We start from the raw sequence: 26584 nt of genomic DNA, 5'->3' as shown, positions 1-26584 counted from the left end.
GCTCGACACGCCCGTCTTCGGAACGCAAACCATTCCCCTGGTCACTTTTAAGAAGCGGAAACTCTTTCCTTTCTTCCGAATCCTTACCTGGACGAAAGGCTTTCTCTGCTGCTCTGCGGGGAAACGAAACTGAAGCCTGGGCCCTAATTTCCGATGATTTCACGGAAAATACGAAGTTTTAATTTTCATCCGCCGCGGGGTCGATTTCATTTCCTGTTGATTCGCTGTGCACAGATTGAAATGTGTCAGTCATTTAGAGGGAAACTTCATGATCTCGCGTAAAGCACTCGTTACAGTCCTCGCTCTGCACCTTGCCTCTGTGTTCGCACCCAAAGCCGCGCAATCCTCTCCCATACAAAGACTGCTGGGCCTGCCTGAAAGGGCCCAGGGCGCTCCAGGCGGCTCCGAATTCATGAAGCGCATTCAAAAGCTTCCTGCCGCAGCCCGCGAGCGCATGATCGTGAAGGAAGTCCTGAGCGGCAACATTCCTCAGTTTCAACGCCAGCTGGTTCCTGTGGAACGCAAAATCACCTCCGGCCCCTATAAAGGCAAGCTCATGCGGTTCTGGGTGCTACCCGATTATCTTGCGATTGGTTCAGATAAGGACTTCGTGCGGGTGCCTTTGAATATGAACAGCATCCGCACCCTGGCTCAAAAACTGAATCTGAGTCTTCCCACCCAGCCGATGGTGGATGATATTTACGCTCAGGCCCAGGTGAAACTGAAACCGACAACACTCCCCAGCGGTCGCGAGATGAGCAGCGTACGTTACTTCTTTGAGCATAATTCTTTGGTTCAAAATCAGCTGGAGCGTAGCTCATGGAAACCAGGGATGCTGGTGGCCGGTCATAAGAAGGATGTGGTTCAAAGCCTCCGCCTGATCAAAAAACCTCAGGCTGTGGCCATCTATGGCTGGCATGTGAACCGCGGCAAACCCATTCAACCGCTTTCCACAGTTCATGGGGCCGAGTATGCGGATTATAGTCACGGCGTTCGTTATGTTTCAAATGTCGTCGAAATCAATAATTTGGTGGTGGACCTGAGAAACGTCTTAAGTCAGAAACTTTCTACGACCCTGGCCACCAACCCTGGCGTAGAGGCAAAACCAGGGATTTAATTCGGGATCACAACAGGACGAATCACGATATCCGAATCAACAGGCGATACGGGCCCTGGGTATGTACACACCATAAGGGTGGCGCTATAGCCTTCCTGATTAACCTTATGGATGCGAGTCCGATCGGCTTCGCAGCTGCGCGCAAGGCTCTGGGTTTTCGCAGCATCCAGAAAGTATTCCACGGTGATGATGTAGGAGCCATAAGGCACTTCGAGGACTGGTGCCTGGGATGAATTGAGGAAGGTCTCGGCAAATTTAATCGCGCTGCTTTCTGCATCCTGCACCGTAAGCAAGACTACGGCCCAGTCCTGCCCGTTGAACTTATCAATCCTACTTAAAGTGATGAGACTCTTCTTCGTTTCCATCGGCGGTTGTTTGGTCTGATCACCCGTGGATGTGGGCTGGGTCGCGCCTGGGTTGCGATTACCCGTGGGCTGGGTCGCGCCTGGGTTGCGATCACCCGTGGGCTTGGTCGCGCCTGGGTTGCGATCACCCGTGGGTTGAGTCGGGGTCGGGTTGCGATCATCCGTGGGAGACGGTTGGGTCGAGGTCGGGTTGCGGACTGAAATTTCCGGTGCGTTGCTATCACGGCATCCAGGTCCAGAAATCAGCGTCAGGAGGACGAGAGAGAAACGTTTCCAATTGGTGCGGCCCATTCTAACAACTCCACGCAAAAACAGTTCAGCAGGCATAAGGTCACTGCACAGAAGGAACTCACGGCCCCTTGTGCAAGCCTCACACCACCTGGTTCATGCATGGGAAACCTCAGAAGAAACGTCGAAATGCCTCGCCCGGCCCTGTCCAAGGTTTAGACGCCTGCCTGGATTCGCCCTGGCAGCAGCCCTTTAGCGGGTGACTCTCGATCTGAGCCCTATACCAGTCCATCGGAATCCAAGGATGAGTGCGCTTGAATTCATCATAACGCGCCTCCACAATTTCAAATTCGTACCAGGTAAAAGGCCCTGAAGGCAGCATCCAGGTAACCTTGAGTCGCGCCGGTATTCTGAGCCCCGCAAATTCCCGCGATGCGATCATGTCAGCCACCCATTCCAGCGGTTTTTCATCGTGCACATCCTTGAACCTTTGGGCGACAATTCCAGAGGGTTCGCCATCCGGGCGAAAATAAAAGACAGCCGAACCCTGTGTGCCGGCCCAGGTCATGGTCGCCTCGGCGCTGAATTCATCCCTTTCCTTCCAGACAATCGAAGGATGCAAGGCGGCCGAAGGAACCCAGGCGATTTCACCTAAAAATCTTTGCAGGGCAGCCTGATTGGTTTTGGAATCGCCGGCAACGTTGGCGATGGGAATCAAGCCGAATAAACCGATCCACGTCGATCCCTTGCCCTTGTTGAAGGAGTCGATGCCCAGGACGGGAAGGCCCTTCATGCGGGTGCGTACCTTCCATACAAAGCCTTGGCCCGGTGTAACGATGAGCTGTTCCGATTCGCACGGGAGCCATTGCGTGGCTTCTGGTTTTAGCCTTAAAGAGCCTTTCTGCTTCATGGTCAAAGAAATGATTTCGGATCGGCCGACCATCCCTGACCAGCGGAGCCAGTTTTGAACTGGACACGGCAGAGGACGCAGGGATTCCTCCGTGATCATCACGGGATCATGTCCTGGTATATCCTGCAAAAGGTCATCCCTCAGCCGATTCCATTTGCGTTCGAAGGCCCATGAACCAAGGCCCACGAGAACGCCGACATTCACAATCGTTCCGTATTTGGCAGAAGACCAGCTTGAAAAAATCAGGAGCTGAGATGAAGTGAGCGCGAGCACGGCCAGTACCCACCAATAGCGAAAGGCGGCGAGCTCAATACCTGCAGGACGCGAGATGGGTAGAGTCCGTTGCGGCAGGGGCAGCCATTGAAAAGCTTTCGCAAAGCCCAGGCCATGGATTACAGCATGAAGTGTGGACACAAGTATGAGGGCTATTTTCATAGGGTTTTCCTCTCCCGTGTGATACCGAAAGGAAATGCAAGCCACATGCCCGACGCTGCATCGCGATTTCCAAGGTGCTTACGGGTTAAATCACGCAGGCAAAGCGTGATATGCTGGTCGCAAGGTTTTGCGTGAATGGAAATAAAGGAGAAGCCATGAGCAACCGTCCCGGCCCTAATATGTCGCAGCACAGCCAGGTGCTTGTCAGGCAGCGTCATGAACTTGCGGAGTGGTTTGGATTTGAGACTCGGAATAAATACGAGGTTATATCAAGCTCCGGACAAGCCCTGGCCTTCGCCGCCGAACAGGGACGCGGGATCGTCGGCCTGATGCTGAGGCAGCTGCTGGGCCATTGGCGCCGCTTCGAACTGCATTTCTTTACGCCTGACCGTCAGGAATTCATGCGCGCCGTGCATCCTTTCCGCTGGTACTTCGAGGAACTCATGGTCGCTGACAGCCAGGGCCGCAGCCTCGGCCGGGTTGTGAAACGCTTTGCCATACTGAGTAAAAAGTTCGACGTGCGGGATGCAAGTGACCAGGTGGTCATGACAGTCTCATCCCCCATATGGAAGATCTGGACCTTCCCTTTTGAGCGTAATGGCCGCCAGGTGGCCGTTGTCAGGAAAAAATGGTCAGGACTGCTGGCAGAAGCCTTCACGGATAAGGACACGTTCTCGCTTGAGATAGAGGACCCCAGTCTCAATGAGGATATGCGTCGTTTGCTGCTGGCCGCCGCTCTTTATATAGATCTGATGTTTTTTGAAAAGAAGGCTCAAAATTAAAATGCTGGCACAGGGAATGCATAGATAAATTGGCTTTAAAATTCAGACAAGGAGTCAAGTCATGATCGATGCAAGCCAAATTAAACCGCATACCCCTGTCGTGTGTTCTCAGAACGGTCAGTTTGCAACAGTGGATCATATGGAAGGTAAAGACGTGATCAAACTCGCAAAGGACGAGAGCGGCCAGCACCATTACATTCCCATCAGCTGGGTAACTTCGGTTGATGACAAGGTTCACATTGATCGTCCTGGTCGGCAGGCGATGCAGGAATGGGCGACGGACAAAAATTCCATCGCGCTTCACTGATCTTCGCTTCTTCAAGGCTGTGCTTCCCAGCGAGGAAGTCACGGCTCCCCTGATTGAACCCCGATTGCCAATCGTTCCCTGCAATATCGAGAAAAGCCTTTTGTCATGCTTCCGGACGTCGCGTTCACGACCATGAGGAGCATCGACATGATGAAATTTCAAAGACTTTCCACCCTGTTCCTTCTGCTCCTGCTCGGAACAAAAGCTTACGCCGGGAAAACGAAATTCCAGGACCTGCCCGAATCCGGTTTGGTTCTTTTGGATTCCTCCGTCATTCCGACAAAAGACCTTCACTATACAAACAGCCATGAAAACGGCTATTTGGTGCTCCGTTCGACCCTTTCCCCTCAGTGGCACAAGGGTATCTACTTCAATCTTCAAAATGGTCGCGTGACCGTGCCCGGAGTTGGTGCGAGTGATCTCGTCCCTCATAAGGATGGGTATTCATGGAAAATCGTGACGAAGGAAGCGACCTTTGAGAAGAAGGGAGAGATTACACTTTCACGCCTGGCTCGTGGCTGTGAATTCGTTTGGACTTTCTCGGTGATATCCCGGGGTCAGACGCTGCTCAACGAATCAGGTCGCCTTGGTTACACTTGCAGCACGGGTTCGTATGAAAAGGCGGAGGCACCCTTGGCTTTAGAGCGTCCTGCGCTCTGAAGCTTTGAAATGCTCGATAAGTTTTTGATTGATGAGCTCCGGCCGTTCCTGCTGCAAAAAATGTCCCGCTCCCGAAACGCGCATGATCTCAAGTCCTGCTGGAAAATCCGCTGGCTTCATAAGGATGTCGTGCAAACGCGTATCCATGCAGCCATCGTTTTCCCCAGTCAATGCCAGAGTCGGAACCTGAATCGTCTTTTTAAGGAGTCGGACGGTCGCCCGAGCCTCCCGCACCGAATGTCGATCCAGGAGCGCGCGGTAGTATCCCAGCGCCGCCCGTTTCACCCCCGGCTGACGCAGACTCGACTTCAAGGCCTGCATCTCCGCTTCAGGCAAACGCCAGTCTGGAGACCACCGCCGCCAGAGCCATTCCACAAACGCCCAGTCGCGAAATTCCACGACAAAATCAGACACGAGGGGTAACTGAAAGAAAAGAATGTACCAGGATTTTAGAATCTGCTGAGGCAAAGCACGAAGACCATGGCTTACAAGGCGCCCAGGTGTGGGAATCGCGAGCGTCGTCAAAGACAGAAGTCTATCAGGAGCCATTGCAGCCACCCAGTAGCTCACAACCGCACCCCAATCATGGCCCACAAGGTGAACCCTCTCACGTCCCGACTGCTCGATGAAGGCCAGAACATCTTCCGCCAAACGTTCGAGCCGATAGTCCCCATCCTTAGGCTGTGACGAAGGTTCATACCCCCTCATGGTCGGGGCCATGGCTCGATACCCAGCCGCAGCCAATGCAGGCAGCTGCAAGCGAAAGGTCCGGGCATGATCGGGAAAGCCATGCAGAAGAATGACCGGGGTACCTTCACCCTGCTCCACAACCGAAAATGTCAAAGCGCCATTTCGAAATTTATTCTGGATCACCTCGCCCCCTTTGCAAGCGCTAACAGGGATAGCAAAGATCCAGAATTTTGAAAAGTGCGGCGAAATTCATAAGATGGCGAAGAGTTTTCCTTAGTCTTCCACCCACATGGGAACGACGGAATAGGATCCGGGCGCACCCTGGTTCAACTTCTCGGCAGCGGCGGAGGCTGTTTCCATGGTTTTGTGAGCGTAGCAGGGCTGAGGTCCTTGGCCGGGAACAAACTTCAGGATCACGAAGACTGTGTTTTGATTCATGAGAATGCCTCCATGCCGTGAGAGGAGTTCAGACGAAGGCACCTTGTAACAGCGCCGGGAGGGGAGGACTGGACCGGGATTGCTGGGTGGGGTCTGCTGCCAGGTTATGGGTCTGGATTTCGGCAGTGATCCTGGATTTTTGTGGCCGTTGGATCCTGCAAAAAACCAAAACTTTCGCGAAGCCTGCGACCAGCTTGCATTAAAACATTGAAATAGCATGAACTTTCGAAAACGGGAGGCGCGGGATGACTCCTGACTGTAAGGGCTCACAACGCGGGTTGGGGAAAGAAGAGGCATGATTTGAAGCACAAGGCCGGCGGCGAGAGGCTTGCAATTCATCCGGGAAGACCACAGTTTTAGGAGGGCCCATGGCACGCATCATGTTTGGGATGTCTCGTTTCGCAAAGGAATCCGCGCTTATTTTTTTACTGACAGCGTGTGGGCCCTCCGCCCCTGAATATCATCCTGCTGAGCAAACACGCGCAGGAACTCCAGCGGAAAGCAAACCGAAGACAATGGAAACAGCAGCCCGCACGGAGAGGCCGGAGGCAAACGGCAACACGACCAGCACGCCGGCTGACGCGAAGACACCGGAACCGGCTCCCCTTGCCCCACCCCGTACCTTGCCCAATGCGGCAGAAAAAACGGCCATGACCAATCTCTACGCGGCACCCAATAATCAGGGTGGCTGCGCGGGCTGTCATGGGGCCTTGAATGCGTCGGCCAAGAAAGGTCGAACTGCTCAGCAGATCACCAGTGCGCAAACCATCCTGCAGCATAGGACGGTGGCCGCAGCCAACAAATGGCCCAAGGATACGGCGGATACCACTAATGATGGCGTGGATAATGCTCAGCTTTATCTGAGCGCGCTGGTGGAAATCCTTAAATAAGCCCCCAGGGCCGCATTCCGTCCCAGGTACCCCAGCCTGGGACTTCTTACGTTCTGTAAGAATCTCTGCCTCAGGTCTTTCACAAAAAAACCGAAAAAAGCCAAGGAACCCCGAACAGGACGCAAGGGTCGCGATGGCGAAATATAAGATTTCAACCGAGCTGCTGCAAAACTGCGAGACGAAAGTCCGGCAGAAATATCTCGCGCTCGGCTCGAAAAAAGAAGCCCTGCTCCAACTTTTTTCCGATCTGGAGTCCGCGCGCATCCAGACCGAAGCGGATGCTCTCGACACTTACTTCCGCGTGCTGCTGGCCCTCGATCTGAATCAAAACGTCCCGTCGATCAAGGATCGCGACAAGACCCGGCTTTTGGAACTCGCGGAAACCTGCCTCGGATTCTGTCAGATACGTCCGGTCACCTCGCATCACAGCCATCTCTATTTCCGTCTTTATCAGGCCATGGCCCAGAACACCGCCCAGAGCGGACAGGCCTGGGAAAGCACCGTTCAGATCATGCTCGGTGAATATATGGGCCGCGATGGTCGCAGCCATGATGAACCCAGCGCGTGGCTGCGTGGAAAGCAGGCCTGGATGCTCGGCCATCTGCGAACAGCCAAAGTCGCTTTGCATACAGCCCTGATGATCGAAATGGATCCGACCTTCGCCCGCGACAAGGCCTGGCAGCTTCTGATCCGCGCCTATCGTTTGAGCGGCGAAGGCGACGAGGCTCTGCTTCACGCCACTGCCTTTCTTCAGGAATTCACGGACAATCCTGAGGCAGCTACCCTTTATCAGTGGATACACGTACTCGCTCGCATACAAAAAGGGGCGGACGCGAAAATTCTGAATGAATTTTTAAATGCCCAAGGTCAGGATCTGGATAGCCCGAGCCTTGGCCTTAGTCTTCTGTGGCTGGGAGCCTGCCCAGGACGGGAATTTTTAAAGGACGCCGGCAAATGGAAAGTCAGCACGGATTTCGCCTGGCAGCTGCTCAGTACCTTGAAGCTTCTCCATGATCAGAGCACACCCCTTCAGCAGCGTTTCGAAATACTCGGAAAACGCCTGACGACACTCGCTGCGTCCCCCGATCCCGAGTGTTCTCTCCTGTTTTTAGCCTGTGCGATTCGCTGGCTGATCCGCATCAAGCAGCTGACCTTCGCCTCTGTCTTGCATGAGGAATACCGCACGCAGTCTCTCCGCCTCTCCGATGGGCAGTTCCCCGACGTCCTGGGCGTCATGCGCGATATGAGCGAATCCCTGCCGATCGTCGTCAGCAAGGAAGCGTTCCGCGGTCAGCAGAAACTTTATACGGGAACCACGCCGCGCTTTTTGAAAGTGGCGCAGACCATGGCCCGCTGCTCCATTCATGTCGCAAAACTCTATCTTCGAAATCTGGAGCCTGAAGCCTTTGCTCAACAGCAGCAGCAAGTGTTTCGAGATTTCATGAAGGACTTCGAGCTGGTCCTGGGCGAACTCAAGGGCCCGGCCATGAAAATCGCGCAGATGATCGCGGCCAGCTACTTCGTCGATAAGGATGCTCAGGCCATCATGCAGCGTATCCATGATGATGCCCGGCCGCTGCCGCTGCCGGACATTGAAGAGCAACTGGCCAAAGCCTGGCGTCAGCCGCTGGATCGTGTTCTCAAAGAATTCGATGCCCACCCCATCGCTGTTGCGTCCATAGGCCAGGTCTATCGCGGCGTCATGCACGATGGGACTCAGCTGGCGATCAAGTTCAAATATCCGGGAATCGAAGACGCCGTTCGTTCGGATTTACGTCTGGTGAAACTCTTCGCTCCACTTTTGCGGCAGTTCATTCCTGCCGAACACCTGCACGTGATGATCGAGCAGTTCACCAAACGTTTCGAAAGGGAATGTGACTATCAGCAGGAGGCCGCCGCACAGGAACGCTTTGCTCAATCCTTCGCCGGTGATCCCGAGATTCGGATTCCCAGGGTTTTGAAGGATCTCAGCACCGATCAGGTCCTGGTCACGGAATTTGCGGAAGGTCACAGATTGGATCACTTCATCGAAACAGCCGGGCAGGAGGAGCTGAATGCCGCCGCCAGGAGGATCCTCCGCTTCAGCCTTCTGGCTCTTCTGAAACACGGCAATCAGCATATCGACCCGAACCTTGCTAATTTCATCGTGACTCCGGAGACCATCACCGTCCTTGATTTCGGCGCCTGCATGGAAATTCCCCAGGACCTGAAGACAGTTTACGGAGCCATCATGGTCAGTCGCTTCCAAGGTGATGACGCCAGCCTCTACGAACTGGCCATGACCCTTCGGCTCTTTGATCGGAGGGATATGCCCTTCGAGGAGTTTGTCAAAGCGATCAGCCCCTCACTCATGGCTCCCTATGCCTTCGATAGGGAAAGGACTTTTTTTGAAGAGGGCCATGTGAACCTTGCGGAATACTTTTTGAAGAAGGGATTGACGAAGAAGGTCCAGCTGGATCCGCGCTATGTCTTCACGAATGCTGGCTCCATCCTAGGCGAAAGCGTGCTTGCACGCATGGGAGCCCGAATAAATTGGCATCAGCTGGTGAAAAAAGTCCTGATGGAAATCGGCCTTCTTCAAGCTTAAACATCGGACAGTCCTGAGTGATCCCTTGCGCATCCACTCCATAAAAAACCATCCATTCCCATCATTTGAGTGGACTGTCCTCGGGCCTCACGGATTGATCGTTCAGAATTGAAAAGCCCCTTTCTGCCAAGGTCCTGGAGTCTTTGGAAAAGGCGTAAAAAGTAGCCTGGCAGCTGGACCCGCTCCTGCTCCGATGGATCCCGCTGCCTTTTCAAATCTCAAGGACTTGGCGGATGTCCCAGGAAAGGCACGCATCCTGAAATAGGAAAGACTGCCGCCGCCGAACCCGTGAACGTCGACGCTCCTGTCCAATCTTCGATGCTGATGCCTTGATCTCAACTTCAACTCCTCCCCCCGTGGGAGGGTGCCACTCGGGGGCAGAGGTCTTAACGCGCCTGGTACCTCTGCCCTCTCTTGACCCCAAGACCCCGAAACTCCGCCGGATTCATATTTCACACAACTTAATCGCAAAAGACCTATTGCCAAGACCCAAGGCTATGCTTACATTCCCCCTCAGATCGAGGTCCTTCCCTGAGCTGGAGAAAAGCCCATGAGTTCCAAGTCTGACGTCTTTAAAAGCATGAGTAGCGCACGTTTCAGTCCCCCCGAGGATGCCTCTCTTGTACCCTCGCCTGAATTCGCGGGCAGCCATCTCGAATCATTCCAGAAGGTTTTAAGAGCCCGCCGTTCCATCCGTATTTATACAGGCGATCCCATTCCTGAGGCTGTGATGCGGGAAGCTTTGAAGGAAGCGACTCTGGCTCCTAGCTCGTCCAATCTTCAAACCTACGAGCTTTATTGGGTGCGCGATCCCGAGCGGAGAAAGGCGCTGGCAGAGGCCTGTCTTGGACAACCTGCAGCGACCACTGCCGGGGAATTGATCGTCGTCGCGGCCCGCTCGGATCTTTGGCAATCAAATCTGCAAAAGCTCCTGAACGTCATGACCGCGGGCGATCGGAAACTGCCGGCTTCCGTCGACTTTTATTATAAAACCCTTATTCCCAAAATCATGACGCGCGGTCCTCTGGGGCTGATGAACATCTTGCGCAGAATCAGCTTTTTCGTGACCGGACTTAAAAAACCCACGGTGCGGACGCCGGTGAATGAAGCGGACCATCGCATCTTCGGTCACACCCAGGCGGCTCTTGCTGCTCAGACCCTGATGCTGTCGCTGACCGCTCACGGCTACGATACCTGCCCCATGGGTGGTTTTGATGCTGTGCGAGTGAAGAAGGTTTTGAACCTGCCTGCCAAGGCTGAGGTCGCCATGGTCATCAGCGCCGGCACGCGGAAACCGGAGGGGCTCTATGGCCCTCAGGTCCGTTTGCAGGATCAAGACCTGATCAAAGAGATCTGAAATTCCGAAGGGACTGCTGCTGCTGCAGAGGTCCCTTTCCCTGCCTTTTCAGCAATTTCTCGCGGATATCACGCCTAAAAAATTTAATATTCAAGTTTCCGCTTTGAAAAGCCGATACTCTTTCGCGGGCCCGCGATTATTACGATGAGGTTGAAATCATGTACGGCTTAGGACTGAAAACTCTGCTCCTGGTATCAGCATGCACTTGGATCGGATGTGCTCCAGCGAAACCAACAGCCACCGATTATAAGGAAAAATTGGGAAGTGGAGCCTCTGCCACTCCAAAACCAGGGACGACAGGAACGCCTCAGCCTGCGACCGGCACACCCGGAACTGGGACAACGCCCCCAGCTGGAACGCCTCCAGCCGCAGCAGGCAATGCAACCAGTGGACTTGCAATCCTGACTGCCAACTGTGAGACTGCAGGTTGTCACAAGGATAATGGAATACTTCTGACCAAGACATCGACCATCGATGATACGACGGGAGCCAAAGTCGCTCATCGCGGTGTGCAGCCCGTATTTACAGCAAGCAACATTGCGGATATCAAAGCGGCTCTCGCCGGCCGCTAACCGCAACTTATTTCAGTGCGCGTAGCGTTCCCGCTGAGGCTTCGAACGTCCGCGCGCGATCTTCTTCTGCGTCTTCGCTTTATTCCGTGCAATCTTATGGCTTCTTTTTTGTGCTTTCACATGTCGTGAAGACTTTCTCTCGGTCTTCTTCTCCAAAAGACCGACGGATGTCGCGGCTTTTTTGCTTTGATGAAAAAGAAACTGGCCCAAGGGAAAGGACGCGAGTCCGACCACGAAGGTCAAAGGCAGGATGAATTTCTTCAGCTTTTTGGTTCGACGTGCGCTCATGAATAACCTCACAACAGCAACAGCTCAGCGCAGCCACTTTGGCTGCATGAACCCGTAATACGCCAATTGACCGCAGTTTGCAAGAAAAAACGAATTCCTGGATAAACATCTTTGAATTCAATGACATAGCTGGTTCAATGCCCGGCTCTTGCAGGATCGGCCGAAAGGATCCACCATAAGGAATGCACAATTCACAGTCTCTCACAGGGAAAGGCGGACTCTAGATGAGCTATTGGCAAGGGAAGACAGTTATCATAACAGGCGCAGGATCGGGCATTGGCAAGGAGCTCGCATTGGAATTGGCAAGGCGTCAGGCCCTTGTGATCGCCACGGATATCGAAGGGGCCGCGGTGCGTGAGACAGCCAAAGCCTGTGGCAGCCGAGCGGAAGCGCTGACCCTGGATGTATGTGATCCACGCGCCGTGGCCGCCCTATGCGAGGATGTTGCCAAACGCCATGGCCGCCTGGATTTTCTGTTCAATAACGCCGGCATTGGAATCTATGGCGAGGCCTATGAAATTCCGCTTGAAGCCTGGAACCGCATTATTGATATCAACATCCGTGGCGTGATTCATGGGATTCAAGGCGCCTACCCCATCATGGTCAAGCAACGCAGCGGTCATATTATCAACACGGCGTCCCTGGCCGGACTCGGAGCCGTTCCACTGTTCGCGCCTTACTGCATGACCAAACACGCGGTCGTGGGTCTGACCCGCAGTCTGCGTTTTGAAGCTGAAACCTATGGAGTTCGCGTCAGCGCTCTCTGTCCCGCTGCAATCGAAACGCCGCTGCTTGACCGCACGGAAAATGCCGGTCTTCCAAGCCTCGACTGGCGACCCAACGTGCGGCGCTTTTTAGGGCAGCTAGGCGGACCACCGTATCCAGTCGATCGCTTTGTCCAGGAAGCTCTTGCGGCTATCGAACGCAACGAGGATATCATCGTCCTGCCGAAACGGGCGCAGATTGCGAATAAACTCGGAATGTATCTGCCGTCGCTGGTCGCGAAAATCACGCGCAAGGCTGTGACCCAGGAAAGAGCCGATCGCGTGAAGACAGCGAAATAAGCCCCACGCAAGCATAGGGCTCCATGATTCAGTTGAAGAGCATGCCGACAATCACATCGGCTATGCCTTTTTCCACGGATGCGGAAACGACTTTGGGCAGAAGGTTGATGGCAGGCGTGATCGTGGATTCATAGATGACGATCCACTGCTGATCGGAACAGAGGCCCGTGCCTTCACAGGACACAAGATTTAAAGATCCGGTCTGCAGCTTCAATCCTTCCGCACCATTGAGCGGCTTTTCTCCGGCGGGAACCTCCTGCGGGCCGGATGTCTGCACCACAAATTCCGTAGTGGACTCCGCCCCGGCATAGGCTTCTTTCAAACGCTGATTATGCATGATGCCTCGAATCCTTTGATAGCCAATCGGTGACTTCAGCTTGTAATCAAAGTACTGGCGCAAGACAGGCTGGCTCTGAGCATCGACCTTATCCGCCATACGCACGCTCTTTGCGAATATCAAATTATCGGAGCCGGTGGACGCGGCATAGGCTGGCCACTGATCGAAGGCCAGGTATTTGGCTAAAAGTTCATCACCCGAGGGATAGACTTCCTTTTCCACAACCACGAAAAAGCGGATCGAGAAGGGAAAGCCTCCTGTGGGAATCACGGCCTCCGAGCAATAGCCCTTATCCGCAACGCCTGCAGCGCAGTTTGCGGGAATGGGTGGAATCGTCTTCTGTTCCGCGGCTACGGCGGCCTGAGTACATGCATACAAACCCATAACGAATGTTGCCCAAAGTCTCATGGTCCTGCTCCTGCGAAATATAAGGAATTTATTCCGTTGAATGGGAGCGATTATGAAGGAGATCCGAACAAAGGGCTATGGAAAACATGTCGTTATTTTTGCCCATTCCACTTCACAATTTTTCATCTTCCTTCACGTTTTTGAAAGAACCCAGGACACAGGGTCTTTCGTTACCCGCACTATGAAGCTCAAACAGCTCCGGCTGACTGCGACTGACTCTGACGGTGATGTCACGTTCCATGTAAAGCGGACCTTTGAAACTGACATCATTCCGTAGGGGCATTTGCCAATCGACACCGTCCACTAAAGGAAGGCTTCGACTCAAGGCCCACATACCGTGGCAGAGATCCCGCTCAAAACCAAAGGCCTTGGCGAGGTAGCGCGACATATGAATGGGATTGATATCCTTGGTGATCCAGCCGAACTGTTTGCCGCTCAGAGCAGGGACTGGAAATGAAGCCTTGTCCTGCGGATCGGGAAGATGCTGCAGAAGGCTGGCCCGGGAATGTTCGGCATCCTCGCTTTTGAACTTGCGACGGAAAAGAAAAGTCGTGCTGCTTTCCCAGACGAGAGCAGGACCCTGCGTGATCTCCGTCTTAAAATCAACTTCCAGACCCTGGGGACGTCGCCGGGATTCTGTGAAAAAAAGCGCCGCATCATAACGCTGCCGTAAAAGTAGAGGCCTTCGCTGAATCACATGATTGCGCAGATGAACGCCTCCTAAAACCCTGAGCGGAAAATTTTCGTCGGTGAGCATCTTCAGATGCAAAGGACCGAAATAGGAGTGCGGGAAAAGAAGCGGCAGCTCCCGTCCTGACCATGGCCAGGCGCAGATTTTCGCATAGGCCGCGACAGCGCTTGCCGAAAATTCAAAGTTCGACCATTCGATGCGCGTCGCCGGCAGGCTCTGGCCTTCCTTATACTGCCGGCGACCCAGGACGGCTTTCAAATAGAAGGGAAACGGGAGGGGCAGCTGATCAACGCGATAGGACTGAGCATTCATTCGGACGACTCCAGGACTGTGAAAGGGGGGAGGATAGCGCAGTCCAATTCGCGTGGAAAGTTCGTTTTGTTAGACCCTCCGAAGACCAGGACTCCCGGCATAAAAATGCGGGTTTTTTATCGAAAGACAAAACTCAGCGAACCTCGAAACTACATAAATTCTGGAGGCGAACCGAAGAACTGATCAGATTCATAGAGGCTGAAGCTGATGATGGTGTGGCCCCACATTCGTATCCTCCTCCTGGCCGTTCTGGGTTTCGCCCTGGGTGCGCCCCAGGGCAGCGCCTGCGCGCAGAAAGGTTTTTGTGATCTGACCACAGAAACCTGGGAGCATCGCGATTCACTGAAGCTTGGCGGGGAATGGGAATTTTACTGGCAGCAGTATCTGACCCCGGATGACCTCCGCGCCGCGAAGGGCAGAGTCTCGGCTTATGTTGCGCCCGACACCAGCTGGTCGAAACTGGGTATTCCAGGTGTGGTCGAAGGCTCAGAAGGCTTTGCCACCTATCACCTCAGATTCACGGCTCATCCTGAGCAGATCTATACCCTCCGTTTTCCTGAGCTGCGTTCCGCTATTCGCGTTTGGGTGAACGATGAAGAGATCGCGCGCATCGGCGAATTATCCCGCGATGGGAAAGAAACCAAGGCGCGCCAGCGGCTTATCTTTCACACCTTTCTTCCAAAGCCGGGCGTCAATACCATCACCATCCAGCAGTCCAATTTTTCCACCATAGATCACGGGGGTAACGGGGGCGTCATCATCGGTCCGAAGGTTTCGATCCTGAAGGATTATATCCTGGATGTGGTGCTCGACAGCATTACCTTTGGCGCCATGCTGATCATGGCCTTCTATCATTTCTATCTTTGGTGGCTCCGGCCCAGCAGCATGAGCACCTTCTATTTTGGTCTTTTTGCCTTTTCGCTCGGCTTCCGCTCCCTGTCTGCCGGCAATGCGGAACTCCTGACTTTCAGTTTTCCTGAAACTCCGCTTGAGCTGCAGATCAAAATTGAATATTCCGGTATCGCCCTTGGCTTTGTATCCCTGATCTATTTGATCCGCGAACTCTTCCCCCAGGAATTTTTGAGAAAGCTGAACATCCCGAGCGCGATCCTCACCCTGATTTGGCTTGGGCTGATCGTCATCACGCCGGCCAAGGTCTATCCGCACTTTTTGCTTTTCTATCAGGTTCTGATCCTGATCGCGGGCTTGAGCCAGATCGTGGCTATCGGTTTTGCCATAAAGCGAAAGCGCGAGGGGGCTCGGGTCTTCCTGGCAGGATTCGGTGCCTTTTTCCTGACCGCGACCAATGATATTCTGAAAACGCAGCAGCTGATAGATACCGTTCCCCTTTCGCATGTCGGAAGTTTTCTGCTGACCTTCTCGCAGGCCGTCCTCCTCTCCCGTCGTTTCAATCGAGCCTTTGATCAGGCGGAAGAGGCCGAACGGAAAGAACGAGCATTGAATGAAGCGCTGGAACAGAAGGTCGAGGAACGCACCGAGCAGATCAATACCATCCTCGCCAACGTGAGTTCTGGATTTTTGCTGATTGATCGCTCCGGCCGTCTTCTGCCGGGCTTTACTGTATCCTGTCATCATCTTCTCGGGGTGAAACTGCACGCTGGCCAGCTTCTGAGTGAAGTCCTGGTGACCGATGATCAGACCCGCGTCTGTTTCAAGCAGGCTGTCGCCCAGGTTTTTGAAGATCAACTCCCGGCAGCAGTGAGTCTCTCGCAAATTCCGCCGCGGGTTCGTATCAATGGTCTGACCCTGGGTGTGTCCGGAGCTGAGCTTCGGCACAAGGACAATGGCCGCATCAAAGCGATTCTTTTCACCATTCATGACGTCAGCAGCCTGCAGGAAGCCGAGAAAAGGGTTCAATATAATGAGACCCTCTTGTCGATCATCCAGGAACGCGAGGCCTTCAAAGTCTTCCTGAAGGACTTCCGCGAAAGCCTTGCGGTCGCGGTCGCGGTCGCAGCCATCGAGTCGGGTGAGCAGGGTCCGGTTCGCATCTTCCTGCATACACTCAAAGGTAATCTCGGGACATTCGGGATCACAGCCCTGGCGGATCGCATTCACGAACTGGAAAGCAAGTCCAAGGTGGAGGCCGATGAGCTTCAGGGACTTTCCGAGATGATGGATGAGTTCCTCAGTGAAAACGATAAAATCCTGCGCGTCGATAGCTTGGAAACCGATGTCCTGGAAATGCATCCCGATGACTATAGGGAAATCATTCAGTACATCAATCGTAACGTTCCGGATCCGCAGCATTCCGATCTGATCAAACTCTACCAGCGGTCTCATCAGAAGCCGATTCGCAGCTATACAGGCCCCCTGCCTATGACCGCGTCCTATATCGCGCGCAAGCTCGGCAAGGAGCTGCAGTGCACTATCGAAGGTCAGCATATTCGCATTGATGAATCCTACGCACCAGTCCTGCGGAATTTGATTCACCTCGTCCGCAATGCAGTGGATCACGGCATTGAACTGCCCGAAGATCGCGGCGACAAGGATAAAGTGGGGCATTTGCAGATTATTTTCACCTTGGATAAAGAACAATTCCGCATCGTATGCGAGGACGACGGCCGCGGCCTGGACTATGATCGCATCCGTGACAAAGCCTTGAAAAATGATCTGCTTACTTCTGCGGATGCTGCCAAGGCAAACGAATCCGAACTGTCTCAACTTATCTTCATGCCTGGTTTTTCCACGGCAGACGAAATTACGACCATTTCAGGGCGTGGAGTCGGAATGTCGGCTCTTGCCGACGCCGTCAAAGCCATGAAGGGCTCGATACATATCACGAGCCGCAGCGGCCAAGGCCTGCGGATTGAAATCGTGCTTCCCAACCCCGATGCCCTGCAAAGCATACAGACGCGCATCGAGAAGATTGCCTGATAAACATGCATGAAGAGGCATTTTGAAATCGCAAAATTTCCTGCGCGCCACCACCCTCGATCCTGTCGTCGCGTTTCCTCTCAGTCCAGGTTTTGGCGAATTATTATGGGCTCTTAAGATGAGCAAACTGCACGCAATGGTCAGCGTGAACGATTTTGCATTCGCCATATTTGCAGCAATTTTCAAATAGAACTTCGTACCGGCCGGCCGGAGCTTGTATAACTGTTAATCTATAGCTCACTAAGCAGACGGGGCCCAAGAACATGAATGCAGGTTTTGAATCGTGCCATCTTGAGTTTCGCGAAGCCGTATCGAATCCGAATCTCGAAAGACTCAGCGCTGAGCTGATGGAAATGGGACAACGTCTCGTGCCCGGCAGCCTCAGTCGTGATTCCTATATCGAAAAAAATGCCACGCTGTCCATTCTTTTTCTGATCGATGTGCAGAAGTGGAAAAGCACATACTTCGGCAAACGAGGGGATTTTCTGCAGCTCGACACACCCGAGAGCATTGCGGAAGTCTTCTTCGACTTTTTCCATGAAAGCACCGACTATGGAAAAATTCAGGCCCTGCGTCGCATTACACGACTGGGGCACACGGCCCATCCCCAGATGGAACGCGGTGAAGTGAAAAAGGCGTCGATCATCGCCCAATTCCTGGATCCCATGGACTGGGGACTTTTGGATTGGAGCTCCACGCTGCCGACCCGGCTTTTTTCTGAACCCGTGTGTGAGCGCGTCATCGAATGTTCCCTGGCTTTCCTTCGTTCAAAACGCTCCGGCGATTTTCCCATGACCATGGATGTGGGCCTTGCAATCCATGCCGGCGTTCTTGAATAAACCTGCGTCTTTGCCGTCAAAAAGTCTTCGCTAGTCAAAAAGCGCTTCGTTGCATATATAGAGGGGGGGTCTTTTCCCTAACTGTTTTGCTATGAGCAAGGACCATCGTTTGGATAAGCCAAGATCAAAGGATCCCCTGGAAGGCGTCACTCTTGAAGCCCTTCTGACTGAGTTAGTCACGCAGTATGGCTGGGAATACCTCGGCCAGCAGGTTCCCATCCGCTGCTTTCAAGTCAACCCGAGCGTGAAATCCAGTCTGACTTTTCTGCGCCGAACACCCTGGGCGCGCAGCAAGGTCGAAAATCTTTATCGCGAATGGAAAACGAAGAGTTCCTATGAAGGATGATCCTTTGCTGCAGCCGCTCTATCTCGGACGCCAAACCTTTCCTGGGATTTGGCGGGCCATGATGCCAGGCAAGCTCTCTGCACTGCGCTTTCCAGATGAAAGACAGGCCAGCTGCATGAACTGCCCGAAATCCTGCCATGATGATTGGCGTCCAGACTATCGCTGCTGCACCTATCATCCCAGGATCAGCAATTTTCTGCTCGGACTTGCCTGCCGAACAGCGGACGGGGAACGCGCGGTCGATGACCTTCTGCAGCGCGGGATGGTCCTGCCGGAGGGCATGCACAGCTCGCCGCGGCAATGGCTTGATTTCGTCGATGACGAATATCACGATGTTTTCGGCAAGAGTCAGAAGGTGCTCTGCCCCATGCTGGATCCGGCAAGCGGCTACTGCCGTGTGCATGCCTTCAGGAATTCCGTGTGCTCCACGTATTTCTGCAAAAAGGACCACGGCCACGCGGGCGAGCTGTTCTGGAGCCAGATTCAAACGCTGGGTACGCAGCTGGAAATGCGGCTGGCGCAATGGGCCCTCCGGCAGGTGGGCTTTGATCTGGATGCTTCGCTGCGTGCGCTCGACGAACTCGCATTGGAGATTTCGCGGGCTTCCACTTCCCAAGGCTGGCATCCCGAGGCTTTAAAAAAGATCTGGGGCCAAGGCTGGGGTCATGAGAAAGACATACTCCTGGCCTGCGCGGCGGTGATTCACCGGCATCAGGATCAGCTCTGGTCGATTGCGCAGCAGGAAAACATAAAAGAGCCTCACCTTTTTGATCAGGCCCTTATGCGCGCCGTTCCCGAGGAGCAAAAAGATATCGTCGAAGAGGACGACGCGGAGTGGGAAGAGGTTCTTGATCTCGCGGCGCTTTGGGAGGACTGCCTCACGGCTCATGATGCGCTGTGGGCTGACCCAGAGGGGCTGTTCAGCCTGAGCCCCAATGTGAGTTTTGTTCCCAGCGGGGAAGCCTTCGTCTTGGAATACCGTTTTCAAAACCCGGAGCGTTCGCTTTATTTCCGCCTGGCTTTGGGTTCCCAGCAGAAAGCACTCCTGGAAGGCTTTCAAAATCCTGCGCCTCTCAAAGCGCAGGATTCGGAGGCGCAGGACTTTCTCCGGGAAATGATGCATCGCAAAGTCCTGCGTCCCTCGCCTTGAAATCAAGGCCTGCGGTTGGAATCAGGATCCTGAATCTTGTAAACATCCGAAGTGGAGAGGTCACAGCCGATCAGGCTGTAAGTCGGATATTCGGTCACTTCAAAATCCTCTCCGTCGTCCTCCTCTTCATAACCTTCGTCGCGATGCGCGGCAAAACCGTCTTCACTCGCGGCCAGCAGTAGTTTTTTCAGTTCCGCGCCATCGCCTATGATTTCCTTCAAAGCGCTGGTCAAAGGTTCATGCTCGTCTTCGACGAGTTCCTCTTCCATCATGTCGTCTTTAAAAAATTTGTAGTAATCTTCCATGCCCCATCTTCCTTGATGTTCATCCGCTTATACTTATGCCCTGCCTTGCATGACACTGTTGTAACGAAAAGCCGCTGTGAAGGGAAATCAAATTTTTATGCACCGCTTCAATGCACAAGGGACCCCGACGGCCAGGGCAGTTGGTCGACCAAAGAATACGGTCGACCAAAAACCGGATTGTCCGCGGCATCCCAGGTGAAAGGCTGCGCCCGCACATCACGATCCCACCCGGCTCCCTGATACCGGGCTGCGTGATAGATCATCTCCTGACCATCGGGAGACTTCGTAAAAGACGCATGTCCCGGAGCAAAGACAGCAGCCGTGCGTGCGAATACCGACCCTCGCTTGACCCAGCGGTTGCGATTCAAAAGGTCGCCGCCCTGAAAGCTCAGCTGAGCGAGATTGTAGTCATCGCTCCAGCTTGCGCTTGCCGAATAAATAATGTGTATTTTACCGTTTCGCATAAGGACCTGGGGCCCTTCATTAATATAAGCGGGACCGCCAAGGCGCTCGAATTCAGCCTCGGGCATGGAAAGGACCACGCGGTCACTGCCGATAGTTTTCACCTCGATGACATCCAGCTCCGCGCCCCCTGCGCCATGGATGAAGCGTATGCGATTGAATCCAGCGACAAGCGGAACAAAGACCTGAAGAGTCTGAAAATTGTTCCAGCCCGAGGGCGGATAACGCAAGGTTTGCAGTCCACCATTGACACTCATTTCATGCGTGCTGTCGCGTCCTGCGCCACTGGCATAACGAATATCAAGCTGATAGGTTCCACTGCGCGGCATCTCAAAATGAAACTCAAGAAAACTGCCCGCCTGGTCCCGTGGCGCCACCGCCTCGCCTCCCGAAGCCTGGCTCGCGCGTCGGGTGGTCACATTCTTAAGGTTCGCCTGCTCGGCTTCCATGCGCAGGGTATTGGGATCAGCACTCCCCAGGGTCCATGGATTCTGCATGGGCGCGATGTAAAGGTTCTGCTGGATATTCTCGTCCCCGTCCCAGCCCGACCAAACAAAATAGCGGCGGCCGTCTCCTGGCTCCAGGACAGTTCCGTCTATGGCCCAGCGATCGGTAGCCGCTGCGATCCTGCCTTTGAAGCGGTAAGGCCCGGTGGGATCCTGACCTATGCTTTCCAAAACGTACATGCGATGCGTGGCATTGTTGCCATCAGACGCCGCATAGTAGATGTACCAGAGCCCATCCAGATAATGAAGTTCCGCGGCCCAAAGCTGGCGCGAATGTTCGGTCCCCGAAGGAGCCTGCCAGACCTTGACCGAGGGCGCACGTCCGATATCAATCAGGTTTTTCGCCAAGTTCTCCACAGGCAGCAGCCATCGTCCATAAGCATGTGCCCGGGCGCCATCAGAGGACGGCACCTGGACAGGATCTTTTTTGAATGGCTTATTCTAGACTGGAGCCTGAGGCGATGTCGAGGATCAGGTTTGATAGCTTTGAACAGCAGAATGGCCAAGGCCCTTCAGAACTCGCAGCGACACCGGCTCGCTGGCCTTAAGGTTCCGTCCGGCGGTTGGGGCCTCATAGCTCTGCATGCGGCTATCGGCTTTGGGCAAAAGCTTATTGATCAGACTCAAACCCTGAACGGCCAACCGCGGAAAGTTCGCCTGGATCGTCGCTGCGATCTGCGCCGGCAGTCCCAGGATGCGAAGACTGTCCCTATTCACGACCGCATTCATGATTTTGCGGGCGGCGCGTTCGGCCGAGATTGAGAGGAAAGGCAAGGAGGCGGCGATCGAGAACCATTTGTATTCAGCCTCCTTTCGCCCGTTGAATTCCGCGTTGATGAAAGAGCCCGTGCGCATCAGTCCAGGAAGTATCGTCGTCACCTGTATCCCAGAGGGCTTCAGTTCCGTGCAAAGACCAAGCGACAGTCCAAGCGCTGCGAACTTCGCGCTGCTATAGGGAATCATATGCGGAATGCTGATCATGGATCCGATGGATGTGATATTCACGATCTGTCCGGATTTTTTCTCACGCATGGTGGGCAGCACAGCCAGGATCGGATAGAGCATTCCCCAGAACATGACGTTCTGAGCCTTCTCAAAGTCCTGGACCGTGGTTGCTTCCAAAGGCGCGACGGCGATGGTGCCCGCATTGTTGATGAGGATATCAATCGGCCCATAGACACGCTGGACATGCTTGATCATCCGCTCCACTTCATCGCGTTGCGAAACATCGCAGGGAACAGCCAGAATTGCAGCCGCTGCTTCTTTATGGATCCAGGATCGGGCTTTTTCCAGCTCATCAACGCTGCGTGCACAGATCGCAACGCGTGCTCCCTTCAAAGCAAAATCCCGCGCCAGAATCATGCCGAGGCCTTTGGAGCCGCCGGTGATCAGCACGATCTTGCCGCGAAGGCTCTGAAGTCGAAAGGCCGTGCGCAGCGCGCGGACCGCATAATAACTGCCGGCTATGGCCAGCCCATAGGTGGCCCAAGGATGCCGTCTGGTGTTCATAAAGATTCCTCCCTTTATCATTGGAAGCATGGAGACGATACAACTTTGAGAGAGGACCGCTTTGATTGCAAGGCACAAAAATTCAGGCCTACAGGATGCTGCTTAGTTTCTTGCAGAGGCTTTCATGCAGCGCCCTCTCAAACACACTTGAAACGTACCGCACGCTCAAGACACGAAAGCTCATCGGTAATGTGGACCGGACCTGCGGGCCTCACAGCCGCTTGCCTGCTTTGCAAATGCGGCGGGATTCCGCGTCCTCTCCTCCTTCAAAGACCGGGAAAACCAGGGGATGGAAGAGAAAGGGGCTGTGATCAAAACCTTGATCGAATCCTTTCGAATGGGGCAAACCATGAAGAGTCTGGAATCCTGGGACGGTGGCTGGAAATTGATTCATGAGGGTGTTGATGGAACACAACAGGTCCTCATGGTCGATGAGGTGATTTCCTCGGCTGCGGCACAGCAGCTGCGCTATCTATGGGCTGGAATGCTTCTTGTTTGGGATGATGAGTATGCCCGGCATGTGGACACGCTGCGGACGGCAATCGCTCCATCCTACCCGAGCCTGCACCTGGTGGGACGGAATGGAATGCATAAATATAACAACCAGGGTCATGCCGATGATGACCGCAATGCTCTGTGTCGCGAATATTGCACGAGGTCAAACGCTCTGTGAACCTTGGCTGGTGAACAAGGATACTGCCTATCATGAAGGGGTCAGGCCGGGGTGAGCGCGCTCTGCCCAGCGGACTACGCCAGGTACCCATGAGGCGTCCTGCAGCAGCCCTTTAAGGATTGAGTCTTGCATGAGAATGACTTTGATCAACTCATGTGCTCACGGATAAATACCAAATGACGGCTCGGCAAGATTCATTTTGGACTGAAAAAAACTCCTCATCCTCCAGTCAGGGCAATGACTGCTGCCTCTACTGTGATGGCGAAGCCTATTTCCATGCTTTCATTCACGCCTGCGCGCAAGCCAGGCATTCGATCTATATCCTGGGCTGGGACCTGCATACCCAGACCCAGCTGCGGCCCCGGCCGGAAGATTCCCATCAGGACTGGACTCTGCTGGCGTTTCTACAAAGAATTCTGCAAAAGACGCCTGAGCTTCATATTCATCTGCTGACCTGGCGACCGGCTCCGCTTTACATCATGGAGCGGGAGAGGCTGCAGAATTTCAAGTTCACCGGATGGACTCATCCCCGTCTTCATTTTCGAGCCGACTCCCGTCATCCGCTGGGGGGATCGCATCATCAAAAAGTTGTGGTCGTGGATGATCAGCTGGCTTTCGTGGGCGGCATTGATCTGACCATACGCCGCTGGGATAGCTGCCGACATAGGGCTCTGGATCCTTTGCGCAAGGATCCAGAAGGACACTCCTATCAGCCCTATCATGATACGCAGCTGGGGCTCTCCGGTCCTGCGGCCGTGCAACTCGCCTGGCTTTTTCGTGAACGTTGGAGGAAGCTGACGCAAGAGAAGCTGCGACCCGTCGATGCGAGTATCGGGATGGCCCCGATAGAATTGGACGGGCGCGACGCCATTGCCACGTTCCGGAATACTCCCGTCAGCATCTCGGTCACCGATCCTGGTTTTCGCAAGGCGCGGGCGACGCTTGAGATTGCGGAACTCTATAAGGACCTTTTACGAAGCGCTGAAAAATACGTCTTCATTGAAACGCAGTACCTGACTTCACGACACCTTGTGGAGGTCCTCTGCGGCGTGCTGTCGCGTCCCATGCCCCCGGATATTTTCATCATACTTCCCGAGCGCCTCGGACCCTGGCTCGAAAAAAAAACCATGACCCACCTGCAGGCCCTGGCGCTGACGGAGATGACGAATCACGATCACAAGGGAAAGCTGAGGATCCTTTATCCCTTCGACCGTGAACTGCTGCCCATCTATAAGTACGTGACCGTGCACAGCAAGCTGATGGTGGTGGATGACTGCTTTCTGACTTTGGGTTCGGCCAATCTCAATAACCGCTCGATGGGACTCGATACCGAATGCAACGTAACGATTGATGCCCGTGATCGGCCTCATCTTCAGGCAAGCATTCGGCAGGCCGTTGCCTTCATCATAGCCCACTATGCCAATGACAGGGTGGACTATGCGCTGCGAAAATTCGAACACGCTGCTTCCCTGACGCCGCTGATTGAAAGTCTGCGTATGATTTCGCCCTATAAGCATCTGGCCGATTTCAAGATTCGCCTTGCGCCTGAAGACTTCATTCCCTGGGTGGATGCGCAGTGGCTCGATATGGATCAGCCGACCTCTATGGAACTGGCTTTGGACCGTTGGGGGCGGACGCTCGAAGCGATTCAGCGACCTTTGAAAATTCCGTCGCGGGTTCTGACCTTTGTCATGACGGGACTCGCCGCTGTCAGCATTGCCGCGTCCCATGTGTGGATGGTGCAGCCGCTGCAGGAAAGCCCCTGGCATGGCATGACCATTCAGTTCTCGGGGCTGCTGCTGATCCCTCTCCTTTATCTGCTTGCCTATCTTGTTTTTGCCCCGATCAATCTGCTTATTCTGTTGGCCGCTGGCTTTTTTCCAAGTTTGGAGGCTTTGCCCTATATCGTTGTCGCTGTGATCATCTTTGTATCCGTGGCCTATGCAGGTGGTCGGACTCTTGGTCGTGTTTTTTTTCCCGCCCTGCATAAAGCTCTGGAAAAGGGCGACCTTGCTGCACTTTGCCTGCTGCAGACGATGCCCATTGCCCCGCATATGCTGGTGAATGCGGCCGCTGGTGCCGCTGGAGTGCCCTTTCTTCGTTTTCTTCTGCTCACACTCATCGGCATGATACCAGGCTGCGTGATGCTCGCCCTGTTCCAGCGCTCCGTCATTCAGCTGTTCATCGACCCCAGCTGGTCCAGCGCCGGTCCCCTGCTTATCCTTCTCATGTTCATCTCTTATATTTTCCGTTGGTCAAGCCAACGCTTTGCAAATTATGGGAGCCTATAACGAAGAGGCGAAGACTAAACTCCGCCTTTCGCTTGTGATGAAGAGGCGAAGACTAAACTCCGCCTTTCGCTTGTGACGAAGCCCAAGCTCAGGGTGTAGCCGTGCAAAATTCACGAATATAAATATTGGTAGTCGCATCGGCGGGACAATTGGCTGCTGTTTTTGCCACGCTCGTTCCCAAAGGATTGTTCGCAAGGTCGATCTCGGAAACCACCTTGATATCCTTCACGGGGGCTACGGTGCTGATCTGGTTACCGGAAACCAAAAGATAGCTGAGTTTGGTCAGACTGAGCGCCGGGGAAAGGTCCGCGATCTGATTGTTGCGGGCTTCCAGCGTGACAAGTCCGGTCATGGTCGTAAGCGGTGCGAGCGACGTAATCTGATTGTCGTTCAAAAGAAGCTCCCGCATCTCCACCATGGAACCCAGAGGCGTCAGCGCGGTGATCCTGTTCTTTTTGATTTCGAGCATCGTGACCTTGGTCAGCCCGGAAAGAGCGCTCAGATCGCTGATGCTGTTTTCAGAAAGTCGAAGATCCTGCAGGGCCTTCATACCGGAAACAAAGCTGATATCCGTCAGCGCATTGCCTTTGACCCAAAGAGTCGTAAGGGCGGTCAGAGGCGCGACGCTGCTCCAGTCGGTGGCCTTGATGGCATTGGCGTTAAGCGTCCGCAGTTGAGTCAACCCACCCAGGGGGGCGAGGCTGCTGACAGGGTTTCCCGAGATGTCGACGCGATCGAGTTTCTTCATGGCACTCAGAGCACTCAGATCCGTGATCCTGTTATCAGCCAAATCAAGTGAGGTGAAATGAGTAAAAAAGCTGAGGGGCTTCAGATCGCTAATATCTTTCTTGGCTAGATAAGGTTGAGCCTGTTTTTGCAGGTTCAGCTCCAGCTCGGTGCAGTTTCGGGCGTTGAAAAGCTTGGTATAAACGCTGATCTCGCTGCCCGCACCCTTCTCGACCTCTTCGCGACAGTAGCGACTGAAATCGCTTTGCGAAGTATCCTCTACCACCGGGGTCGATTCCGCAGCGGCCGTGGGCCCCTGCTCTTCGCTTTTTTGGGAAGAATCATCCTTACAGGCGGTTAAAATCCCGCAGGCAGCCAAAAATATTACTAACGATTTCATAAATTTACCCCTTAGGTCCGCGTTGCCATTTGCTTCCCTAT

27 protein-coding genes are annotated in these 26584 nt (G+C 54.0%); 16 read left to right on the top strand and 11 right to left on the bottom strand.

Annotated elements, in window-relative coordinates:
- The first annotated feature begins 268 nt into the window (after positions 1–268).
- A complete protein-coding gene (locus tag VFO10_RS05110) occupies positions 269–1117 on the top strand; it encodes a hypothetical protein (RefSeq protein ID WP_325137724.1) in 849 nt (282 codons plus the stop codon).
- On the opposite strand, the gene VFO10_RS05105 is transcribed toward VFO10_RS05110, so the two are convergent.
- Positions 1114–1773: a hypothetical protein gene (locus tag VFO10_RS05105; protein WP_325137721.1), complete on the bottom strand. Its 660-nt coding sequence runs from the start codon at positions 1771–1773 to the stop codon at positions 1114–1116. The two genes, VFO10_RS05110 and VFO10_RS05105, sit on opposite strands and share 4 nt — an antisense overlap.
- Positions 1774–1882: 109 nt before the next feature.
- Positions 1883–3055, bottom strand: coding sequence for a DUF6544 family protein (locus VFO10_RS05100; RefSeq protein WP_325137719.1), 1173 nt, complete (start codon positions 3053–3055; stop codon positions 1883–1885).
- 155 nt (positions 3056–3210) lie between these two features.
- Between VFO10_RS05100 and VFO10_RS05095 the strand changes: the two genes are divergently transcribed.
- From VFO10_RS05095 to VFO10_RS05085, 3 genes are all read left to right on the top strand, one after another.
- The gene (locus VFO10_RS05095) at positions 3211–3837 is read left to right on the top strand and encodes a phospholipid scramblase-related protein (protein ID WP_325137717.1); all 627 of its coding nucleotides are present in this window, start codon (positions 3211–3213) and stop codon (positions 3835–3837) included.
- 61 nt (positions 3838–3898) lie between these two features.
- Positions 3899–4144, top strand: coding sequence for a DUF2171 domain-containing protein (locus VFO10_RS05090; RefSeq protein ID WP_325137716.1), 246 nt, complete (start codon positions 3899–3901; stop codon positions 4142–4144).
- A gap of 147 nt (positions 4145–4291) precedes the next feature.
- Positions 4292–4804, top strand: coding sequence for a hypothetical protein (locus VFO10_RS05085; protein ID WP_325137714.1), 513 nt, complete (start codon positions 4292–4294; stop codon positions 4802–4804).
- On the opposite strand, the gene VFO10_RS05080 is transcribed toward VFO10_RS05085, so the two are convergent.
- Both VFO10_RS05080 and VFO10_RS05075 read right to left on the bottom strand, forming a co-directional pair.
- Complete coding sequence (locus VFO10_RS05080; protein WP_325137712.1) at positions 4784–5677, bottom strand: alpha/beta hydrolase; 894 nt, start codon at positions 5675–5677, stop codon at positions 4784–4786. The genes VFO10_RS05085 and VFO10_RS05080 overlap by 21 nt on opposite strands.
- A 90-nt stretch (positions 5678–5767) precedes the next feature.
- Positions 5768–5932, bottom strand: a complete 165-nt coding sequence (locus tag VFO10_RS05075) for a hypothetical protein (protein ID WP_325137710.1) — start codon at positions 5930–5932, stop codon at positions 5768–5770.
- Between the two features lie 368 nt (positions 5933–6300).
- On the opposite strand from VFO10_RS05075, the gene VFO10_RS05070 reads away from it, so the two are divergent.
- The 4 genes from VFO10_RS05070 to VFO10_RS05055 all read left to right on the top strand — a co-directional run bounded on the left by VFO10_RS05070 (position 6301) and on the right by VFO10_RS05055 (position 11338).
- Positions 6301–6822 carry a hypothetical protein gene (locus VFO10_RS05070; RefSeq protein ID WP_325137708.1) on the top strand — a complete coding sequence of 174 codons (522 nt, stop codon included), beginning with the start codon at positions 6301–6303 and terminating at the stop codon, positions 6820–6822.
- Positions 6823–6955: 133 nt separating this feature from the next.
- Positions 6956–9409, top strand: a complete 2454-nt coding sequence (locus VFO10_RS05065; protein ID WP_325137706.1) for an AarF/ABC1/UbiB kinase family protein — start codon at positions 6956–6958, stop codon at positions 9407–9409.
- A 550-nt stretch (positions 9410–9959) separates the two neighbouring features.
- Entirely contained in the window at positions 9960–10766 is an 807-nt protein-coding gene (locus tag VFO10_RS05060; protein ID WP_325137704.1) for a nitroreductase family protein, read from the top strand.
- Positions 10767–10924: 158 nt separating this feature from the next.
- Positions 10925–11338, top strand: coding sequence for a hypothetical protein (locus VFO10_RS05055; RefSeq protein ID WP_325137702.1), 414 nt, complete (start codon positions 10925–10927; stop codon positions 11336–11338).
- A 12-nt stretch (positions 11339–11350) separates the two neighbouring features.
- Here the strand turns inward: VFO10_RS05055 and VFO10_RS05050 are convergent, their stop codons facing one another.
- Positions 11351–11626, bottom strand: a complete 276-nt coding sequence (locus VFO10_RS05050) for a hypothetical protein (RefSeq protein ID WP_325137699.1) — start codon at positions 11624–11626, stop codon at positions 11351–11353.
- Between the two features lie 224 nt (positions 11627–11850).
- On the opposite strand from VFO10_RS05050, the gene VFO10_RS05045 reads away from it, so the two are divergent.
- The gene (locus VFO10_RS05045; RefSeq protein WP_325137697.1) at positions 11851–12690 is read left to right on the top strand and encodes an SDR family oxidoreductase; all 840 of its coding nucleotides are present in this window, start codon (positions 11851–11853) and stop codon (positions 12688–12690) included.
- A gap of 28 nt (positions 12691–12718) precedes the next feature.
- Here VFO10_RS05045 and VFO10_RS05040 read toward each other — a convergent pair whose 3' ends face one another.
- Positions 12719–13435, bottom strand: a complete 717-nt coding sequence (locus tag VFO10_RS05040; RefSeq protein WP_325137695.1) for a hypothetical protein — start codon at positions 13433–13435, stop codon at positions 12719–12721.
- Between the two features lie 112 nt (positions 13436–13547).
- Positions 13548–14438 (bottom strand): MaoC/PaaZ C-terminal domain-containing protein, encoded by an 891-nt coding sequence (locus VFO10_RS05035; protein WP_325137693.1) that lies wholly within the window; start codon positions 14436–14438, stop codon positions 13548–13550.
- A 207-nt stretch (positions 14439–14645) separates the two neighbouring features.
- On the opposite strand from VFO10_RS05035, the gene VFO10_RS05030 reads away from it, so the two are divergent.
- The 5 genes from VFO10_RS05030 to VFO10_RS05010 all read left to right on the top strand — a co-directional run bounded on the left by VFO10_RS05030 (position 14646) and on the right by VFO10_RS05010 (position 19671).
- Positions 14646–17336 carry a 7TM diverse intracellular signaling domain-containing protein gene (locus VFO10_RS05030; RefSeq protein WP_325137691.1) on the top strand — a complete coding sequence of 897 codons (2691 nt, stop codon included), beginning with the start codon at positions 14646–14648 and terminating at the stop codon, positions 17334–17336.
- 22 nt (positions 17337–17358) lie between these two features.
- The gene (locus tag VFO10_RS05025) at positions 17359–17526 is read left to right on the top strand and encodes a hypothetical protein (protein ID WP_325137688.1); all 168 of its coding nucleotides are present in this window, start codon (positions 17359–17361) and stop codon (positions 17524–17526) included.
- A 73-nt stretch (positions 17527–17599) separates the two neighbouring features.
- Positions 17600–18175: a hypothetical protein gene (locus VFO10_RS05020; protein ID WP_325137687.1), complete on the top strand. Its 576-nt coding sequence runs from the start codon at positions 17600–17602 to the stop codon at positions 18173–18175.
- A gap of 109 nt (positions 18176–18284) precedes the next feature.
- Complete coding sequence (locus VFO10_RS05015; protein WP_325137685.1) at positions 18285–18521, top strand: VF530 family protein; 237 nt, start codon at positions 18285–18287, stop codon at positions 18519–18521.
- Positions 18511–19671 carry a hypothetical protein gene (locus VFO10_RS05010; RefSeq protein ID WP_325137683.1) on the top strand — a complete coding sequence of 387 codons (1161 nt, stop codon included), beginning with the start codon at positions 18511–18513 and terminating at the stop codon, positions 19669–19671. Before VFO10_RS05015 ends, VFO10_RS05010 begins: the two co-directional genes overlap by 11 nt.
- A gap of 2 nt (positions 19672–19673) precedes the next feature.
- On the opposite strand, the gene VFO10_RS05005 is transcribed toward VFO10_RS05010, so the two are convergent.
- The 3 genes from VFO10_RS05005 to VFO10_RS04995 form a co-directional block, all read right to left on the bottom strand.
- Positions 19674–19976 carry a hypothetical protein gene (locus tag VFO10_RS05005; RefSeq protein WP_325137681.1) on the bottom strand — a complete coding sequence of 101 codons (303 nt, stop codon included), beginning with the start codon at positions 19974–19976 and terminating at the stop codon, positions 19674–19676.
- A 107-nt stretch (positions 19977–20083) separates the two neighbouring features.
- Positions 20084–21292 carry a family 43 glycosylhydrolase gene (locus tag VFO10_RS05000; RefSeq protein WP_325137679.1) on the bottom strand — a complete coding sequence of 403 codons (1209 nt, stop codon included), beginning with the start codon at positions 21290–21292 and terminating at the stop codon, positions 20084–20086.
- Positions 21293–21415: 123 nt separating this feature from the next.
- The gene (locus VFO10_RS04995) at positions 21416–22453 is read right to left on the bottom strand and encodes an SDR family NAD(P)-dependent oxidoreductase (protein ID WP_325137676.1); all 1038 of its coding nucleotides are present in this window, start codon (positions 22451–22453) and stop codon (positions 21416–21418) included.
- A gap of 289 nt (positions 22454–22742) precedes the next feature.
- On the opposite strand from VFO10_RS04995, the gene VFO10_RS04990 reads away from it, so the two are divergent.
- On the top strand, positions 22743–23126 hold the full coding sequence (locus tag VFO10_RS04990) for a hypothetical protein (RefSeq protein WP_325137673.1): 384 nt from the start codon (positions 22743–22745) through the stop codon (positions 23124–23126).
- 176 nt (positions 23127–23302) lie between these two features.
- The gene (locus VFO10_RS04985) at positions 23303–25417 is read left to right on the top strand and encodes a phospholipase D-like domain-containing protein (RefSeq protein WP_325137671.1); all 2115 of its coding nucleotides are present in this window, start codon (positions 23303–23305) and stop codon (positions 25415–25417) included.
- A gap of 88 nt (positions 25418–25505) precedes the next feature.
- On the opposite strand, the gene VFO10_RS04980 is transcribed toward VFO10_RS04985, so the two are convergent.
- Entirely contained in the window at positions 25506–26543 is a 1038-nt protein-coding gene (locus tag VFO10_RS04980) for a leucine-rich repeat domain-containing protein (RefSeq protein WP_325137669.1), read from the bottom strand.
- Positions 26544–26584 lie beyond the last annotated feature (41 nt).

It is taken from the genome of Oligoflexus sp., assembly GCF_035712445.1.
GTDB lineage: Bacteria > Bdellovibrionota_B > Oligoflexia > Oligoflexales > Oligoflexaceae > Oligoflexus.
This window is presented reverse-complemented; position numbering and strand designations above follow the sequence as displayed.